This window comes from Phycisphaeraceae bacterium, from assembly GCA_019636655.1.
Lineage (GTDB): Bacteria > Planctomycetota > Phycisphaerae > Phycisphaerales > UBA1924 > JAHBXB01.
Genome location: JAHBXB010000001.1, coordinates 660,392 through 677,674, shown reverse-complemented (window position 1 = coordinate 677,674; position 17,283 = coordinate 660,392). Strand labels below are relative to the sequence as shown.

At 68.1% G+C, this 17,283-nt stretch carries 18 protein-coding genes, 1 tRNA gene and 1 pseudogene; 9 read left to right on the top strand and 11 right to left on the bottom strand.

All coding sequences use genetic code 11. The features are described from left to right. Positions 1 to 4 precede the first annotated feature (4 nt). From KF745_02935 to KF745_02925, 3 genes are read right to left on the bottom strand one after another with little or no spacing between them, the layout of a single operon-like run. The gene (locus KF745_02935) at positions 5 to 1,375 is read right to left on the bottom strand and encodes a TlpA family protein disulfide reductase (protein ID MBX3357361.1); all 1,371 of its coding nucleotides are present in this window, start codon (positions 1,373 to 1,375) and stop codon (positions 5 to 7) included. Position 1,376: 1 nt separating this feature from the next. Further along, positions 1,377 to 2,252 (bottom strand): prolyl oligopeptidase family serine peptidase, encoded by an 876-nt coding sequence (locus KF745_02930; GenBank protein ID MBX3357360.1) that lies wholly within the window; start codon positions 2,250 to 2,252, stop codon positions 1,377 to 1,379. A 43-nt stretch (positions 2,253 to 2,295) separates the two neighbouring features. After that, positions 2,296 to 3,771, bottom strand: coding sequence for a UDPGP type 1 family protein (locus KF745_02925; GenBank protein ID MBX3357359.1), 1,476 nt, complete (start codon positions 3,769 to 3,771; stop codon positions 2,296 to 2,298). Positions 3,772 to 3,884: 113 nt separating this feature from the next. On the opposite strand from KF745_02925, the gene rpe reads away from it, so the two are divergent. The 7 genes from rpe (at position 3,885) to KF745_02890 (ending at position 10,078) form a co-directional block, all read left to right on the top strand. Next, positions 3,885 to 4,574, top strand: a complete 690-nt coding sequence (gene rpe, locus KF745_02920; protein MBX3357358.1) for a ribulose-phosphate 3-epimerase — start codon at positions 3,885 to 3,887, stop codon at positions 4,572 to 4,574. A gap of 132 nt (positions 4,575 to 4,706) precedes the next feature. Continuing rightward, positions 4,707 to 5,549, top strand: coding sequence for an acetyl-CoA carboxylase, carboxyltransferase subunit beta (gene accD, locus KF745_02915; GenBank protein MBX3357357.1), 843 nt, complete (start codon positions 4,707 to 4,709; stop codon positions 5,547 to 5,549). Between the two features lie 52 nt (positions 5,550 to 5,601). Next, entirely contained in the window at positions 5,602 to 7,362 is a 1,761-nt protein-coding gene (gene lnt, locus KF745_02910; protein MBX3357356.1) for an apolipoprotein N-acyltransferase, read from the top strand. 119 nt (positions 7,363 to 7,481) lie between these two features. Beyond that, entirely contained in the window at positions 7,482 to 8,543 is a 1,062-nt protein-coding gene (locus KF745_02905) for a HEAT repeat domain-containing protein (GenBank protein MBX3357355.1), read from the top strand. Between the two features lie 236 nt (positions 8,544 to 8,779). Continuing rightward, positions 8,780 to 9,622, top strand: a complete 843-nt coding sequence (locus KF745_02900) for a hypothetical protein (GenBank protein ID MBX3357354.1) — start codon at positions 8,780 to 8,782, stop codon at positions 9,620 to 9,622. A 63-nt stretch (positions 9,623 to 9,685) separates the two neighbouring features. Further along, complete coding sequence (locus tag KF745_02895; protein ID MBX3357353.1) at positions 9,686 to 9,889, top strand: hypothetical protein; 204 nt, start codon at positions 9,686 to 9,688, stop codon at positions 9,887 to 9,889. A 115-nt stretch (positions 9,890 to 10,004) separates the two neighbouring features. Continuing rightward, positions 10,005 to 10,078: transfer RNA gene (locus tag KF745_02890), tRNA-Asp, on the top strand. Positions 10,079 to 10,267: 189 nt separating this feature from the next. Here KF745_02890 and KF745_02885 read toward each other — a convergent pair. Beyond that, positions 10,268 to 10,987: pseudogene (locus KF745_02885) on the bottom strand (site-specific integrase). 40 nt (positions 10,988 to 11,027) lie between these two features. Between KF745_02885 and KF745_02880 the strand changes: the two are divergent. Next, positions 11,028 to 11,366, top strand: a complete 339-nt coding sequence (locus KF745_02880) for a hypothetical protein (GenBank protein MBX3357352.1) — start codon at positions 11,028 to 11,030, stop codon at positions 11,364 to 11,366. 58 nt (positions 11,367 to 11,424) lie between these two features. On the opposite strand, the gene KF745_02875 is transcribed toward KF745_02880, so the two are convergent. The 6 genes from KF745_02875 to KF745_02850 form a co-directional block, all read right to left on the bottom strand. Next, positions 11,425 to 11,766, bottom strand: coding sequence for a hypothetical protein (locus tag KF745_02875; protein ID MBX3357351.1), 342 nt, complete (start codon positions 11,764 to 11,766; stop codon positions 11,425 to 11,427). Positions 11,767 to 12,074: 308 nt separating this feature from the next. Then, a complete protein-coding gene (locus KF745_02870) occupies positions 12,075 to 12,380 on the bottom strand; it encodes a hypothetical protein (GenBank protein ID MBX3357350.1) in 306 nt (101 codons plus the stop codon). Between the two features lie 39 nt (positions 12,381 to 12,419). Beyond that, positions 12,420 to 13,013, bottom strand: a complete 594-nt coding sequence (locus KF745_02865) for a hypothetical protein (GenBank protein ID MBX3357349.1) — start codon at positions 13,011 to 13,013, stop codon at positions 12,420 to 12,422. Between the two features lie 170 nt (positions 13,014 to 13,183). Beyond that, positions 13,184 to 14,710, bottom strand: a complete 1,527-nt coding sequence (locus KF745_02860; GenBank protein ID MBX3357348.1) for a hypothetical protein — start codon at positions 14,708 to 14,710, stop codon at positions 13,184 to 13,186. Further along, positions 14,707 to 15,606, bottom strand: coding sequence for a ParB/RepB/Spo0J family partition protein (locus KF745_02855; GenBank protein MBX3357347.1), 900 nt, complete (start codon positions 15,604 to 15,606; stop codon positions 14,707 to 14,709). The genes KF745_02860 and KF745_02855 overlap by 4 nt, the downstream gene beginning before the upstream one ends. An 85-nt stretch (positions 15,607 to 15,691) precedes the next feature. Beyond that, positions 15,692 to 15,883, bottom strand: a complete 192-nt coding sequence (locus KF745_02850; GenBank protein ID MBX3357346.1) for a hypothetical protein — start codon at positions 15,881 to 15,883, stop codon at positions 15,692 to 15,694. Positions 15,884 to 16,137: 254 nt separating this feature from the next. On the opposite strand from KF745_02850, the gene KF745_02845 reads away from it, so the two are divergent. Then, positions 16,138 to 16,605: an ankyrin repeat domain-containing protein gene (locus KF745_02845; protein ID MBX3357345.1), complete on the top strand. Its 468-nt coding sequence runs from the start codon at positions 16,138 to 16,140 to the stop codon at positions 16,603 to 16,605. Here the strand turns inward: KF745_02845 and KF745_02840 are convergent. After that, the gene (locus tag KF745_02840; GenBank protein MBX3357344.1) at positions 16,565 to 17,281 is read right to left on the bottom strand and encodes a hypothetical protein; all 717 of its coding nucleotides are present in this window, start codon (positions 17,279 to 17,281) and stop codon (positions 16,565 to 16,567) included. The two genes, KF745_02845 and KF745_02840, sit on opposite strands and share 41 nt — an antisense overlap. Positions 17,282 to 17,283: the final 2 nt, after the last annotated feature.

The window sequence follows — 17,283 nt, the reverse complement described above, 5'->3', positions numbered from 1 at the left end:
CGGTCTATGGGCTGGGCTGGTCCGGGCCGGCGGCCGGCTGCGATTCGGACGGCGGCGACGCCGGCGGTGGGGGAGCGGGAAGACCGGCTTCGATCAGCAGGGTGTCGATCATGGCGGTTTTCTCGGCGAGGGGCGTGATCTTCGAGTTGGGGTGAACGGCACGGTGGCGCACGATCCCCTTGGGGTCGATGATGACTAGGTGCGGGACCGCGCTGACGCCGTAGTCGGAGTTGAAGACGCCCTGGCTCGCGGCGACCACCGGCCAGGTGACCCCCCTTGCCTTCATGAATGACGGCATGAGTTCAAACTCGCGGCTGGGGTTGCCGGAGGTGTCGATCCGCACCGCCTTGCCGTCCGCGTCGGTCTCGCCTGTTGCGAAGAAGCCCTGAACTCCGGTGACCCCGAGCACGACCACCGGGGAGCCCTGGTAGTGGTCGAGGAGCGATCGGATGTCGGCGAAACTCTCGATGGAGTGGCGGTCGGCGTTGGCCCAGAACTCCAGCACGAGGACGCTCCCCTTGAACTGCGAGAGGGAGGTGATCGGTGGATCGGAGCTGCACCAGGTGATGTCAAGGTCTGGCGCGGGGTGGCCGATGAGCTCCCCCTTGGCGTAGGCGCCGTCGACATAGGTCCGGAGGTTGTCGAGGGAGTTCGCAAGGGACTTGTCCTCGGCGGGCACCCGGGGTTGCGCGGCAGCGATGGCGGCGCTCAGGCTCGATCGCAGGGGCTCGCGGGCGGCCGCGTCCTCGGGCGAGAGTGCCAGGGCGGCGTCGAGCAGGGCCCGAGTGCGGGCGACGATTTCAGGGGCGGTCTCGCCGGTGAACACGGGGCCGAGGCCGAGGACGACATCGCGAAGATCATCGAGGACGGACTTCGGGATGCCGCGCATCGCGATCAGGGTCTCCTCGGCGCGACCGGCCCTGTAGGCGTCGGCAAGGCCCGGGTGGGTGAGGGCGGCGCGGAGCATCTCGAGTTGTTCCTGGCGCGGCAGCCCCCGGAGGAAATGGAGGCGCATGGAGGCCGCCGCGGCGCCGGAGGCGTCCGGAGATTGGGAGAGTTCCTTGAGGCGGGCGAGAAACTCGGGCCGGCGGGATGAGAGCCCCATGAGATCGGCGGCCTGGAGGCTTTCGAGTTGCTCGGTCGAAATCTGGGCGAGGTCGATCTGCGCCATCGCCTTGTCCGCCAGCTCCTTCCGCTGCTTGGGTGAGATCTGCCCATCGGGCGATGAGCCGGCCAGTTCGGACGAGGCCCGCTGGAACTGCTCGATGGCGATGGTGATCTGCTCATCGGTCGGGGGCGCTGCGAGGGACGGCACGGCGGCCGCGAGCAGCAGGGCGGCGACAACGACACGACGGGTCCTGGTGTATCGGGGCATCTCAGGGTCTCTCGGCAGCGGGGTTCGGGCGGGCTTCCTCAGCGCGCGGGGCGGGCCGGAGGTGCTCAACAAGGAACTCGGTCTGGACGTTCTTGGCTTCGTTCGCAACACGGCCGAACCCGGAGTGCTCTTCCGGTGCCCCGGTTTGAGGCCACGAGACGAGTCGGATCACGGATGGATCGGCGCCGATGCGGCGGTAGCGATCGGCGAGCGCGCTGATGAAACGCCGCTGCGAGTTGAAGGGGACGACCCTGTCGGCCTCAGAATGCAAGGCCAGGAGGGGAATAGGAGACCACCCGGGTGAGTCATCGATGTGGGCCATCGGGTCGACCTGCTCGACGCGCGCCGGGTCGTGGCGGACCGGCCATGGTGTCTCGCCATCGGCGCGGGGCCCAAAGTACAGGGAGTGCAGGTCGCCCGTGGTGCACTCGACGGCGGCGCAGGCAAACGGGTGGGGCTCGCAGAGCCGCCGCAGTGTGGCCATGCCGCCCATGGACATGCCACCGATCGCCAGGCGATCAAGGTCGAAGACCCCGGCGTGGGAGGGGTCGGCGAGGGCCTCGATGACCGCATCGATCTCGGCAACGGTCTGCCCAAGAACATCCAGGGTGTGATCGGGTTGCTGCTGGTCGGGGTCGGCTCGCTCCCCATGGCCCGGGAGATCGATCGCGCAGGCGGCGATGCCGGCGCGGATCCAGCGCAGGTACCGGCCGGGGTCGAGTTCCTTGTTGACCGTCCTGCCGTGGAGCCAGATGACTGTCGGAGCAGGGGTGCTCCAATCAGGGTGCGCAAGCAGCGCCGGGATGTGGCCGGCGAGGTGCGCGTGCCGGGCGCGGCGGGCGAGGTCGGCCGGGAATCGGGCGAATCGGTCGATCATGGGCGGGGCGCCGCACCGGTTGCCGGTGGCCGCAGGCGGGCTGTCACAGGGCGAGGCTCGTGCCCGGCCCGATGGCGTGGGCCGGGGGGCGGACATCCGCCGGCTCGAGCGCGGTGAGGGGGCTGATTTCGATGGTGCAATCCGGCTCGCCCGTGGCGGTGCGCGGTATCGCGGCACCGGCCGCCGCGAGCCACCGAGCGTTGCGCTGCGTCTGGATTCGCCGGCACGATTCGACGCTGTCCACGCCGGTTGCGTTCTTGATCGGGGCGAACTCCTCGATCCTGTCCGTCTCCAGGACAATGGATCGCCTGCACATCGGCAGCGCATCGAAGATAAACCGCTCGAGCTTGACGCCGTTGTTGTGCGATGGCTTGACGACCTTGCCGGTGGACAGGTCGACGTGCGGGATCTTCTTCTCGGCTCGGTGGTACGGGAGGCGCAGGCCGGCATCGGCCGCAAGCCGTTGGAGGAAGCTGACCGAGAACAGGTGGACCGCGATCGAGCCGGCGAGGAACCGGAGTTCGCCCTGCTCCGTCCGCTCGCTGAGCAGCCGCTCCGGGAGGTCGGAATACTCGATTACCTCGACCCGGCCGTGGACGGAGCAGAAGACGCCAAGCTTCTCTTCCGGGTAGGCCTTGGGGATCATCTTGCTCGAGACCTCTTTTGAGGAGTCCGAGCCCCCCGCGCCGACGTGGAGGCCGAGGAACGCGGGGTCGACACATCGCACAAGCGGGTTGTCGACCTGGAAGTAGGACAGGTGCTCGATACCGCGGCGCTGCATGTCGGCGAGCGAGCCGGAGACCTGCAGGGCCTTGACGGCGCCGCCGTGGCCGTCGGGGTTGGTGGCGAGTTCGCCCGGCGAAGCGAGCAGCATCTTGCCGGTGGCCATGTCGAAGGAGGGCATGACGCCCTGCGGGAAGAATCGGACGTCGGCCCGGGGCAGTGAGAAGTAGTCCCGCTCGCTGAAGAACGAGACGGTGGCCTCGTGGTTCAGCGGGCTGGTCATGATGTACCACGGAATGGCGTGCCCGTATCGCTTCGACGCCGCCAGGATCTGCTCGGCGAACATCTGGAACAGCGGCTTGTTGGTAACGGCGCCGGCGGGATAGCAGCCCTTGGGACCCTCATACCCGAGCCGGGAGCCCTGCCCGCCCGCGACCGTAAAGCAGGCGACCTTGCCGGCGCGGAGCAGGGCTTCGCCGGACTTGCGGCAGGCGCCGGCATCCCAGGTTCGGGACGTTCCGCCGTGGGGCTTCAAGGGATCGGCGGGGAAGAAGGGCGCGGGTTCGATATGCGAATGGTCCGCTGTGGCCGGCTTGCCGAGGACAAAGTCCCTCACAAGCGAAGGAATCGTGGCGAGATCGATCTGGGCAATCTGGGCGAGAAGCCCAGCCGCTTCCGCCGGCGAGAGCGAGTCGTAGAAGCGGAGCACGTGGTCCTGGCCGATTTCGGCGAGGCGTGCCCGCATGGCTTCGAGGGTCGGTGCAGTCGGGCCCGCTTTGGCGGTCTGGCCTGGCATGAATCGGACTCCATCCAATATCGGTGTTCCTGACCGCAGATTCTACGGGCCCGGGGCGCTGCGCGCGGCGGCGGTGCACGGCGGAGCGAGGGAGCGACGGGTAGACTGCGGTCATGCGGAACCTGTTCACGGACGTCCTGCCGGATCGACTGCCGCTTATTGCTCCGTCGATCCTCTCCGCGAACTTTGCGCACATGGGGGCTGACTGCCGCGGCGTGCTTGATGGCGGCGCCGACCTGCTGCACCTGGACGTCATGGACGGCCATTTCGTGGGGAACCTGACGATGGGGCCGGACATGTGCCGGTCGCTGAGGCGGGAGTTTCCAGACGCGTTCCTTGATGTTCACCTGATGGTGTCGCAGCCGGATCGGTTCGTGGAGCCGTTTGCCAGGGCGGGGGCCAACAACCTCACGTTTCACATCGAGGCGGTGGGGGCCCAGGGGGTGGCGAGCCTGGTTCGGCGGATCCACGACGCGGGGTGCACCGCCGGGTTGGCGCTGAACCCGCCGACACCGGTCTCCGACATCCTGGGCGTGCTCGCGGAGCCGGACCTCATCCTCGTGATGTCGGTCAACCCCGGATACAGCGGTCAGGCGTTTATCTCCGAGACGCTGGACAAGGCGACTCAGATTCGTCCGCGGCTCCGAACGACCCAGCGGCTGGAAATGGACGGCGGCATTCGGCCGGAGAACGCCGCCGAGGTCCGGGGGGCCGGGTGTGACGTGATGGTGGCGGCTTCGGCGGTGTTTGGCGTGCCGGCGGGCGATCGACCACGGATCATCCGGGCGCTCCGGGGAGAGTAAGGATTTCGATTGGTAGTGTTGGAACTGGCTTTGATTGACCGATGACCGTCGCTTAAACTCCCCATTCGCGTTCGCGGGCCCGGCTGCTGAACGACCGGGCTGCATGCATGGGGGCGTGGCAGGAACTTAATGATGACCCAGGCGACAACGCGGACGTGGACCGAGCTGAAGCCGGCCAAGAAGTCCGTCATTCCCGAAGGGCTGTGGCTGCGCTGTCCCGGCTGCGGCCAGATGATCTACCGGAAGCAGATGGAGGCGAACCTCCACGTCTGCCCCGAGTGCGGCCACCACTACCGGATAGGGGCCGCTGAGCGGATCAAGCAACTGGCCGATCCCGGCTCGTTCGAGGCGATGTTCACGAACATCTCCCCGGTGGACCCGATGCGCTTCAAGGACCTGAAGACCTACCCCGACAGGTTGATGAGCGAGCAGCTCCGGACCGGGTCGCTGGACGCGGTCAAGGCGGGGACGGCGTTCATCAAGGGCCGGGCCGCGATGCTCTGCTGCCTGGACCTGACGTTCATGATGGGGTCGATGGGGAGTGTCGTCGGGGAGACCATCACCCGGACCATCGAGTCGGCCACCGAGCGGGACCTGCCGCTGATTATCGTGTCGTGCTCGGGCGGGGCGAGGATGCAGGAGTCCGGGCTGTCGCTCATGCAGATGGCCAAGACGTCGGCCGCGCTGGCACGGCACGGCGACGCCAACGGGCTCTTTGTCAGCGTGCTGACGGACCCGACCACGGGCGGTGTCACCGCGTCGTTCGCGATGCTCGGCGATGTCATCCTGGCCGAGCCGAAGGCCCTGATCGGCTTCGCCGGACCGCGGGTCATCCAGCAGACGATCAAGCAGGAACTTCCCGAGGGGTTCCAGCGGTCCGAGTACCTGCTCAGGACGGGGATGGTCGATCGCGTCGTGCCGCGCGGCGAACTGCGGAGCGAACTGGCGCGGATCATCGACTACTCCGGCAAGTAGACGGCGCCGGTTTCGGGCGCAACAGGAGCGTGGGAACTACGATCGCCTCCCGATGCCCGATGCGGATACGAAGTTAGGTCGAGATCCGGGGGCGTGGCTGCTCTCGTGGTGGGCCGTGGTGGGAGCGGGACTGCTCTCAGGGCTGTTGACCGTGCTCGCCTTCCCGCCGGTGGGCGTTTGGCCGCTGGCTCCGCTGGCGATCGCGCCGCTGGCCCTGGTCGGGATCGCCGCGGGGCGCGGGCCGTCGCGCCGATTGCGGGTTGCAATCCTGATCGTCGTCGGCTTGCTGCCGGCGCGGTTTTTCGAAGAGCGATGGCTGATTGAGGTGACGCCTGTCGGGTACCCGCTGCTCGCGGCCTACATGGCCTCGTTCGGCGGCGCGTTCGCGTGGATGCTGGCGATCGTCGTCCGTGCGATCCCTCGTGCCCCGGCGTGCGTTGTTGTCCCCATTCTCTGGGTCGGGCTCGAAGTCCTTCGGGGCGAGGTGCTGCTGACGGGGTACGCGTGGTTCCTGGTGGGGCATCCGCTTATTGAGTGGCCGGCCCTCGCAGCGCCCGCCGCGGTGGCCGGGGCGTACTTCGTGTCGTTCCTCGTTGCAGCCCTTGTCGGGGCAGGGATCGACGCGATCGGCTTGTCCGGCGGTTCCGCGCGAATCGGCGGCCTGTGCGCCGGCGCGGTGGTTGTCGCGTGGGTCGGCATCGGCGCCTGGGGGTGGCACCAGGGCCGCCCGGCAGAAGGCGGCAGGGTGGCGCAGCTCGCGGTTGTTCAGACCAACGTGCCCACCGACAACAAGCTCGGGTGGACATTGGGATCTCGCCTGCAGGACTTTGCAAGGTTCTGCGAGTTGACCCGCCTGGCGGCGCCCGCGGCGGACGTCATCATCTGGCCGGAGACGATGTTCCCTGTCGACGGCCTGAACCCCGAGGCTCTGCGAGTCATGCACGAGGGAGGGCTTGGATGGGAGGGAGAATCGCCGGGCGAGCCATTCACGCCGATGGCGGCGTTCGCGGATGTGCTGCTCAAGTTCCAGAAGTCTCTTGGGGTGCCGATGATCGTCGGGGCGACGCGCATCGAAGGGATGCGGATCGAGCGGGAGGCGGGGGCGCTCCGGGTCCGGCACCGGGCGAAGTTCAACAGCGCGGTGCTGCTGGACGACGGGGCGATCTCGGCATCGACCTACGACAAGATGCGGCTCACGCCGTTTGGCGAGATGATCCCGTACGTATGGCGGTGGCCGGCGCTGCAGAACTGGGTCCTGGGCATAGGCGCCAGGGGGATGGAGTTCACCCTGGCGTCGGGCAGAAGTCCTGAGGTCATCCGTTTCCGGATCAGGCCCGGTGGGGAGGAGGTAAGCCTGGCCACGCCGATCTGCTTCGAGGTGACACGGTCGAGCCTGTGCCGGCTGCTTGCGTACGAGAACGGGCGCCCCCGCGTGGACGCCCTCGTGAACCTCAGCAACGACGGGTGGTTCGGCTCGGCTTGGGGAGGGAGGGAACAGCACCTCCAGGTCGCCCGATGGCGCTGCGTTGAACTGGGGCTGCCGATGGTGCGATCGGTCAATACCGGGATCTCAGCCGACATCGACTCCCACGGAACACTGGTCAAGCAGGGCCCGGACGGGGCGGACTCGCCCGCCTTCACAGACGGGGTGTTGAACGCGACCGTGCCGATCGGTGTCGAGCATCGAGGGACTGTCTTCGGGAGAATCGGCAATCTCTTCGCGTGGGTGACACTGGTGGGCGCGGCGGGGCTGTGGGGGTACGGTCTGACATCCGGCTGGCGGGCACGGCGAGGCGGGCGGAACAAGCCGTGATTGGCCTTCAGCCGCGGGCCGCGCCGATAGACTCACCAAGTGTGGGGGGCATGGCGCGATCGGGGGCGGAGAAGCAAACGATGAGGATGGCGGCACAGATCTCGAGGATTGGGTTGGCCATGGTTGTAGCAGGGGCGACCGCGGCCGGGACCGGCTGTGGGGGTCCGAGTGCCGGAGGGGGCAAGTCGCTGTCGGATGGACAGGATCCGGGGACCATCGCGGCGGACCCCGTCGCCCGCACGCAGCTCCGGGAACAGGCGATCGTCATCCTGTTGGAGGAGACGACGTCCTCGCGGCCGGACTGTCGAGCGATGTCCCTTGAGGCCCTGAATCGGACGCCGGGCCGGCTTAAGACCGTGCTCCCCAAGGCCCTTGCGGATCCCAATCTCGGGGTGCGGGCGGTCGCCGCGACCGCGGTTGGGCGGTCGCGACTAACCGAGCAGATCGACAACGTGCAACCGCTCCTCGTGGACCCGTCTCCGATGGTGAGGATCAGCGCGCTGTATGCGATGCGGCGGTGCGACGAGTCGTTCGACCCGACGCCGATGTCGATCTACCTGACCGACAACAACCCGAGGGTCAGGGCCCAGGCGGCGTTCCTGATCGGGGACCTGGGTGACCCATCGGCGCTCGGCATGCTGACCGAGGCGGCCCGGGACTCCATGCCGCGGGCTTCAGCGGGGGAGGTGCGGCTGGCCCAGCTGCAGATCGCCGAGGCGCGGGTCAAGCTGGGCGACAACACGGCCGTGGACGAGATTCGGGCTGCTCTCTACCCCAGTCGCCCCGAGGACCTGGAGGCCACCGCGCTGGCGGCGCAGATCATCGGCGAGGTCAACGACAAGGGGGCGATCGACCAACTGGTGTTCCTGACGGCCCGGATCGACGAGACCAAGAGGCCCATGCCGGCTGAGGTGCGTCTGGCGGCCGCGGGCTCGCTGGCCAAACTGGGCCTGCCCCGGGGCTCGTTTATCGCCTCGGAACACGTGAAGGACACGAATCCGGCAATCCGGGCCCAGGCGGCGTATGTCTTCGGTGAGACCGGACAGGCGGCCAACCTCACGCCCCTTTCCCAGATGCTGGAGGACCCTGATGAGCAGGTCCGGCTCTCGGCGGCGTACGCGATCGTGAAGATCACGGACCGGCTCTCGGTGGGCCCGGGGCCTGCTGCGAAGGGAACCTGACGCCCTCCTGAAACCGGGTAGTGGTGGCAAGGCGTACAGTGCGGAGGTTGACAGGAGGGGGGTGTTGGGGCGATGATACGCCCCCCGCCGCGGAGACCCCGTGGCTAACCCGAGACGTGCAACGGCGTTATGTGAACGATGGCCGGCGACGGCCCCGCTGCACCGGCAGGACCGGTCTTGGGGGATGGCAGAGAGTGTTCTTGGCGAGAGCATCGCAGGAGTGAACTGTGCACCTGATGACCAAGTTTCTGATCGTGGCGAGCGCCGTGTTGTGCCTTTTGCTGGCGGCATTGACGGTGGCCTATTCCGCGAACGCGGATCGGATCATCGGGAGTGTTGAGTCCGAGAGGGCCCAGCGCCAGCGGGCCGAGGCATCGGCGTCGCAGCAGATCGCCGAGACGGCGGACGTTCGAGCGATGATGGCCAAGGACCTTGAGGCGGCGAACAACGCGAACTCGGCGCTCAAGGCTCAGATCGAGCAACTGCAAAGCGCCTTCGCGGCCCAGCAGGCGGAGAAGGAGAAGGCGGTCTCCGACGCCACCGCCATTCGGGCTCAGATCGGCCAGCTGAGCGCGACGACGGATACCCAGGCGGGCCTGATCCGTTCGTACCGCGAAGAGGTGACGACTCTCCGTACCGAGCAGCAGACGATGAGCCGGCAGGCGATCGACCTCGTCGACCGCATCAACGACCTGCAGAGCCAGCGAGAGGTTCTCGAGCAGACGGCCCGCGCCCTGCGGGAGCAGCTGGCGGAAGTGCAGTTGGCGATGCAGAACGTGCAGTCGGGCAACCGCGGCGACACGCGTGGCCAGCCGTTCGAGTCGACCGGCCCGCTGATCCGCGGCATGGTGACCGATGTCGTCCAGAGCCCGGCGGGCGATGAGTTGGTTGTGATCGACGTCGGCTCGAACAAGGGCGTGCAGGAGAACATGAAGATGGCGATCGTGCGCGGCAGCTCGTTCGTCGCCAACCTCGTCATCACGAAGGCCGACCCGGGGCAGTCGATTGGGCGCGTGGACAAGGTTGGTCGTGATGTGTCGGTCAGCCGCGGCGACGGTGTGCAGAGCAAACTGCAGTAGGGCTAGAGAGATTCGGGCCAGGGTGCCGGCGGGATTTCAGGCTGCGAGCGGAAAGGGATCCGGATGAGTCAGTTTGGCATGCAGATGCCCGGCGGGCAGTTGCAGCGACGGGCGTCGATGAACGTCTACACGGGGCTGCTGTTCGCCTCGACGATCGCGTTGGCGGCGGCGTGCGTGTTCGTGTTCATCCAGGCGTCGAAGGTCGGCAAGGATGGGTCGGCGTTCGCCCTGCAGGACGGCAAGCAGATCTCGCTGCCGAAGAAGTGACTCCTTGCCGCGGGCGTAGGGCTGGAACGGCACGCGGCCGGACCGATCCGGCTTGACCCGAAGGGCGAGAAGCGTACATTTGTGGGCTTGTTGCCGCGTGCAGACGCGGCTGTTCGGGGCGGTAGCTCAATTGGTTAGAGTACCGGACTGTCGATCCGGTGGTTGCGGGTTCGAGTCCCGTCCGCCTCGCTTGCGTAAACCCCGGTAGTTCCGGGGTTTATTGCTTTTTGCATGACGACGGATTTCGCCGGATTCGGGCTCCGTTGGCCCGAATGCGTCCGAAATGCGTCCTGAACGTGCGTCCGGCTTCGCGCATTCTGTTGTCATCGCCGCGAGGGCTTCTCGGGCGCGGTCCGCGTCCTGGGTCTCGGCCGCCAGGTAGTACTCCTGCGTCGTCTGAATCTTGGCGTGACCCATGAACTCCTTGAGGACGTGCATCGGGACGACTCGCGCCATGCGCGTGCCGTAGGTTCGGCGCAGATCGTGGATCGAGCCCATGGCCCACGGGACCTGATCGACGTTCACCTTGCGCTCCTTGGCCAGGAGCTTGCGGGCGTTGTTCTGGATCAGATCGAACCGTGCTTTGAGGTTGTTGGCCAGTTCGTAGTTGGGGCCGAGCCTTCCCTTCCGCTGAAGCTCGGACTTGAGATGGCCGAGCCGGTCGAGCGACAAGAACACATAGGGCGAGCCGTCGCTCTCGGACTGCATCTTCGCCAACGCCGTCACTGCCGTATCCGGGATCGGGAGCACACGCTGTTCGTAGCTCTTGGGAGACCAGGCGATAATCGGGAACTCTCCCTTGCCCGCCACAGAGAAGGTGCCGGCACGCTTGCCGACCACCCGCACGGTCCGCCGCTCGAAGTCGATGTCGGACCAGTGCAGGCTGAGCAGCTCACCCTTGCGGAGCCCGGTGGTCTCGGCAAGCAGGATGAACGTCCTCCACCACTCCATGCTCGCGACCGCTCGCATGGCGAGGGTCTCATCCGGCGAGTAGATCCGCTTGGCCCGCGAGGGGGTCTTGGGGAGGCGGGCGCCCGCGAGCGGGTTGCGGTCGATGCGGCTCTCCCTGAGGGCCCGGTTGAGCATGGCCCGGATCATCCGCAGCGTCTTACCAATTGTTGTCTCGGAGACCTGCGCCGTGTCGAGCAGGTACGCTTTGAGCCTGCCGATGTGCGCTGGACCGATGCTGGTGAGGTGCACACCCCCGCCCCACGCCTTCTCCGCGTGGGCAGCCGCGTGCTGGATCGCCTGGATTGTGTTGGGCTTGACGGTCCCGCGGACCATCTCGATGTCGTGCGCTACGAACTGGGTCCACGTCATCGGAACGGGCCGATCGCGGCGGAGCGTGCCGGAGCCGAACGCCTGCTCCTTCGCTCGGCGGGCGCTCTCGGCGGCGTTCTTGGTCACGACGCCGACGCGGCCGAGCGATTCGGAATACCGCTTGCCGTCGGTGCCGAACCACCGCAGCGTCCAGTAGGCCGCCGACTCCCCGCTGCCGTACTTGACCTTCCGCTTGTGCAGCTCAACCTTGATGTTCACGAGTCACCCCCTGGTTCGTCTCTCTGTTCGCGCCCGGCGCCGCCGCGGTTCGGAGTTTCCCGGCTCTTTGGAGCGTAGCGCTCCGTCTGCTCGTGCAGGAACCGATCGAGTTCGAGACGCGTGAACCGGTTGTGCCGCCCGACGCGACAGGGCCGCACGCGACCTGTGTTGACCAGGTAGTTCAGCGACGTCATCGCGTCGCCGACGTCGCGCCCATCCTCGGTGAGCCGCAGGTAGGCCGCCGCCTCCGCCGCGGTCATCAGCGCCGGCGCCGGGCGGGGAGGATCGGTGGGGAGCCATTCGGCGGACCTCGGTCCAAACTCGCTGTTCAGGTGCATGGTCATTCCTTCGGAGGTGAGAATGGCGACCCGCCGCGTCAGCGGCGGGCCGCCGTGGCTGGCGGAAGGGGCTCACTTTGTGAGCAGCCGCTTGGCCATCCCCGCGACCTTGAACGCGGCCTCGGGGTTGGCCTTCGCCGCGTTGACGGTCTTCTTGACCGCCATGCCGATCCCGATCAGGACGATGAACAGTGCGATGCCGGACATGCTGGACTCCTCATGAGTGTGCCCCGGAGGTGCACGGCGGACACCGCCGTGCGGTCCGTGGGCTGGTGGGGTGGGGGGTGTGGGTGCGGACGGTGTTGCGGCTACTCCACCTCGTGCTGGGGTTCCTCTTTGGCGGGCTCGCGCTCGCCCGGGGACATCTGGCGGACCTGGTTCATCCGCTCATCCAGCACGGAGACGTGCCGGTCGGTCTCGCGTCCCTCGGCGGAGCGTTCGTCGTGCTTCTGGTCGGCCACCTCGCCGTGCGTGAGCGTGCCGAACGTGCCCATCTCCGCGTCGCGGGCGATGTTCGATTCAGGAAAAATGGCGGCCCGGATCTCCTTCAAACCCTGGCGGCCCATCGCTTCCAATGAGCCGGCCCCGAACTTGGGTCTGGACTTGCCTGACATGTGCATGTCTCCTGTGCACGGGCCGAGGCCCGTGCGGTGCTAGAAGGAATCGCCCGCCATGGCGCGGACACGCTCCGCGTGAAGGCGGGCCTCGAGGATGGAGTCGAAGGCGTCCTGGGCGCGGGCCTGCTCGTAGGCCTGGCCCGCGGCGATGGAGGCCGCCAGACAGACCGAGCCGCCGATGAGGAACACGCCCAGCGGCGCGTTGAGGAAGACGATGCCGATCCCGACGGCCAGGCCCAGGGCCGGTTCGACCTTGGCCTTGATCGCGACCTCGTCCATGCGGGGGAGCAGGCGGCCGAGGCGCGGGCGGCCGTCGTACCGGCTGTGCGCCGACTTGCGGCGCAGGGCCCGGGCCATCATGTCGATCCGGGCCAGCAGGCACATCCCCAGGTAGAGCCAGAGCAGCCCCAGCATGGGAACGGGGTTGTGGCCGGGCCACAGCGCGGGGAACAGCAGGATGAGCAGGATGGCCGCGACGGCCTGCAGGCCGAAGTAGCGCGGCCCGAAGCCGGTGCGGAGGAAGACCTCCAGGACGAACGCCCAGGCGCGAATGAAGAAGTTCAGCCAGTCCGAGGCGGTGCGCAGGCGGTCGAAGGAGGAGGGGGGGTTGGGATCCATGTGCTGCTGCATTGGGTGGGGCTCCTGCGTGATGAGTGGCTCAGGTGTGGCGGGTGGATCGCTGGCCTTCTGACCGCTGATACGGGCGGCTCGCTGCGTTCTGAAGGCGGGGGACAGGACGGGTGCGCGCGCCCCGGTTCGGCGCCGGCGCGCTGGGGAGGGGATGAATGGGGACCGGCGGGTCACGACGACCGCGGCGGCTGGAAGACGACGGGGAGCCAGGTCTTGCCGGTCGCCGCGAACCGGCGGCCGCTCTGGTGAACGACCGCATCGATGAGACCGCCGCACTGCGGTGCGCCCGTGCGGAGCGTCGTGAAAACCGACGGCTCGAGCTCAAAGGACATCTGCTCACTCATGCCGGTGCTGCGCTGCTCGTTGCGGCCCAGGCCGGTCACCGTGGGGAACCAGTCGTCGCCGCTCCTGCTGCTCCCGGTGTTGAGGAACAGCTTGCGGGTGCGCCCGACCTGCGCGGCCGCCCACTCGTTGGTGATGCTGTCGCCGTTGCAGTGGAAGACCTTGGTGTTCAGCAGCGCCAGCAGCGAATCGGCCTCCGCCTTGCCGCGGTCCCCCGAACCCCCACCCAGCGCCGCGTAGAGCCCGCTGAGGTTCTGGGTCAGGTACACCGTCGCCGCTTTGGCGCTGCGGCAGGTTGCCTGGAACCGGGTGTCGAAGGGGGACACGAAGTACTGGCACTCATCCGCCGCGAGGAGGACAGGCCTGGTCTCCGGGCCGGCGGCGCGCCGCTCGATCGCCTTCTGCCAGGCGAACTTCATCAGGCCGTTGGCGACCACCCCCAGGAGGCCCCACTCCTTGACCGGCGTCCCCACGACGAGGATTCGGCCCTCCTCGGTCGCCTCGGGCGTGAACGTCGAGTCCTGCCCGAAGAGTTCGTGGATCACGCCGTGCTGGAGCACATCCGTCATCGACGTGAACATCATGTCCACGGATCCCCGCGTCTTGGCGGGCATGGCCGGGTGCTCCTTGAGAATGTAGTCGCAGATCAGCCCGAAGGACCGCCGCTGCGTAGGGCTCATGGGCTTGGCGTTGGCCTGCTCCAGCAGCCGGTAGCAGTACGACTGCCGCCAGCGCTCCGAGCGGACTTCCTCCAGGCTCTGCGGGGCCGAGAGGACCGCCTGGTGCAGGTCGTCGATCCGGACCGTGCCCAAGGCCAGGACCAGCAGGTGCACGAACATGCGGAGCTTGCGCATGGTCGCCTGCCGCCAGAACGCCTCGCCGTCGCGAGACGATGCGGAGGATCCCGCCGCGCTGCCGCAGCGGTCCACCAGGTCCAGCACCTCCGTAAGCATTCCCACCACGTTGTCCGCCTGGCCGGCGCCGTCGCCGCGTCGGCGCAGTTCGTGGTCGACCGGATTAAACCGCCAGGGCCCGCCCGGGCGGATGATGATCAGGTCGTCGGCGCGGCCCCTGGAGCGGCACAGCCGCTCGATATTGGCGACCTCGTCCTGCTTTGCTGTGAGGAAGATCGCTCCGTAGCCGTGGTCGAGCATCGCGCTGAACACGGCGAGCGCCGTGCCCCGCGACTTGCCCCCACCGCTTCGGCCCAGGGCGCAGAGCCCTTCCACGCTGTCGCCGATGCCCCAGTAGTCGGTTGGGGACAGCTGCAGGAGCGGGACGGAGACGTCCCAGGGATGGACGCCCGGCCTGGGCGATGCACGCCGCGATCGGAGCCACTTCGGAAGCGCCATCATGGCGTCACCCCCCCGGCGGGCTGGTCGTGCCGGAAGGTGGAAAGGAAGCGGGGGACCGAGGTGGCGCCGCGGACGCAGGCGTCGCGGCCGCGGGTGATGAACTGAGCCAGCACATTCACGAGGCCGTCGAGCGTGCTCGCGGCTCCGGCGCCGGTGACCGAGAGCGAGATGCCGGGAGCGATGGTGCGGGTGATGCGCCAGACCGGCGTCTTCTTTGAACCTGGCGACGTCGCCTTGCTCATGGCGGGCGTCGCGGGTGCCGGCTTTCCCGACTCCAGGGCGCGGACCTGGAGAGCGAGCGCATCGCGGGTGAGCTCGCCGGCGATGACGCGGGCGGCGAGCGCCGCCTGCTGCGCCGGGTCGGACACGCGGGTGAGCAGGTAGGCCCCGTCGGCGGACAGCTCGCCAGAGGCGGCCTTGGCCTTCAGGTCCTCGGGGAGGCGGAGCACCGGGAGGGTGCGGCTGACGGTCGAGGGGGACAGGCCCAGGCAAGTTGCGGCCTGCTCGGCTGAGAGCTGCCCCTGGTCCATGAGCAGCTGGATCCCCTCCGCGCGCTCCACGATCGAGAGGTCCTCGCGGTGGATGTTGCAGGAGAGCTGGCGGGCGAGGATCTGCGTCGCGGTCAGCGGGTCGTCGATGATCCGCACCGGCACGCGGTCCAGGCCCAGGAGCCCGCCCGCGCGGTGGCGCCGCTCGCCGTCGAGGAGTTCGAGCCGGCCGTTGCGGCGGCAGCAGATCAAGGGGTGCATGATCCCGTGCTCGCGGATGTTGTCGGCCAGCACGGCGATCAGCGCCTGGTCAAAGCGCTTGCGGGTCTGCGGAAGGACAGTGATTGCGTCGAGCGTGAGCCAGTGGATGCTCTCGGCGCGGCCGGCTCTCTTGGCAAGGTCGATCATGGCGGGTTCCTCCAGGCGAAAGTGGTGGTGATGGGTGTGGGGTGGAGCGCACCCGTGGTGGTGGGGGTGCGGGTGTCTGCGAGGGCTACGGCCTCCGGCGGCGGAGCCTGAGCAGCTCCAGCCCGCGGTCGAGCGCGGCCCGGCCGGCCTGAAGGATCCACTCCCAGTCGGGCAGCGGCGGCGGCATCAGGCTCGGGCACACGCACACATACGCGACCGCCTGGGCCGAGTTGGTCAGACGACGGGGGGCGATGGACTGGAACAGGCGCGGCAGCATCGGAAGGCTCCTGGGCTCAAGCGGCGGTGAACCCCGTCGCCCCCCGGCCCTCCCGACCACACCTACGGCCTTGCCTGCAGGTTCAAACGAGATGGGTCGAGCGCGGCTTGGGTCACCGCGCCCGCGCTGCCGCGCTTGGGAGGGGACAGATGGGGATGGGCCGCTTCCCTTGACTCACGAATTGTGCTGACAACGCTCCCGGGCTGTGCTATGCACGGACCCATGCAGCATCACAGCAACTGTGGGAGGACTTCATGGAGGATGACGACAACCAATCGATCGCGGCGGCGATCGTCCGCCGCGACATCGCGGCGCTGACGAAGCTGCTCGAGCGTGGGGCTGACCCCACAGGTCGCGGGGAGGCCGTGCAGCCGATCCACCTGGCCGCCATGCTCGGGCAGCCCGAGTACATTGCCCTGCTCATCCAGCACGGGGCCTCGCCCGACGCCCGCGACGACATCGGCCGCACACCCCTCCACTACGCCGCGATCGGCTCCAGCGAGACGTCTGCCGCGGCCATCGACAACCTCATCCGGGCCGGGGCCGATGTGAACGCCAAGGACAGCCGCGGCACCACGCCGCTCGACCTCGCGGCCGGGGCGGAGTACGAACCCGCGGCCGTGCTGCTCGCCCGGGCGGGCGGGGTGTGTCGGGCGGACAGAAGGCCCTGGGTCCAGCGGGTCACGTCCGCTCCCGATCCGAGCCGTTCGCCATCCCGGTAGACCCCAGTTCCACCCGCCCGTGAACGACTGTTCTGCCCGGCGAGTACGCCAGGTTCGCCGAGACGAGCTGCACCTGGGTGACCTCAAGCTCAACGGGCTCCACCGGCTCGCACGTGAGTCGATCCCAATCCGTGGGAATCGCCGCGAACCGGAGCAGCGTCAGGTTCGTGAAGTGCACACCCGTCGAAGCGTGCCGTTTGTTGTCGGGGACGCCGACTTCCCGCAGACCGCAGTCCAAGTCGGCGACCAGACGCCCCAGCTCAGGTCCCGAGAATGCGGCGATGCCGGCGCTCGTCGGTGTGCACAGGACCTCGGTCAGCCGGAGTGAAATGGGCCGATGCCGGGGCACGACGCGGTCCATCATTCCCAGAACCAGCTCCGCTTGATCCTCCGTGAATGACGGAGGATCACTGATCGTGCGGACGCTCTTGATGGTCAGGTGCCATGCCCGCTCCGGGACCCGGTACGCCCGATCGTGCAGGGCCGCCAGCCTTCTCTGGTTCGAGCGGATTTGTTCAAGTACGCCGATCGGGGGCACGGCGACGATCGCCAAGAACACCCGCTGGTCTGCCTCGAAATCGGCTGGGGAGGCGGCTACCTCCCCGGAGTACCAGCCCTCCCGGCATTCTCGGTTGAGCCGGGCCACGAGCGCTCGCTGTTCTCGTTCGTAGTCCATGC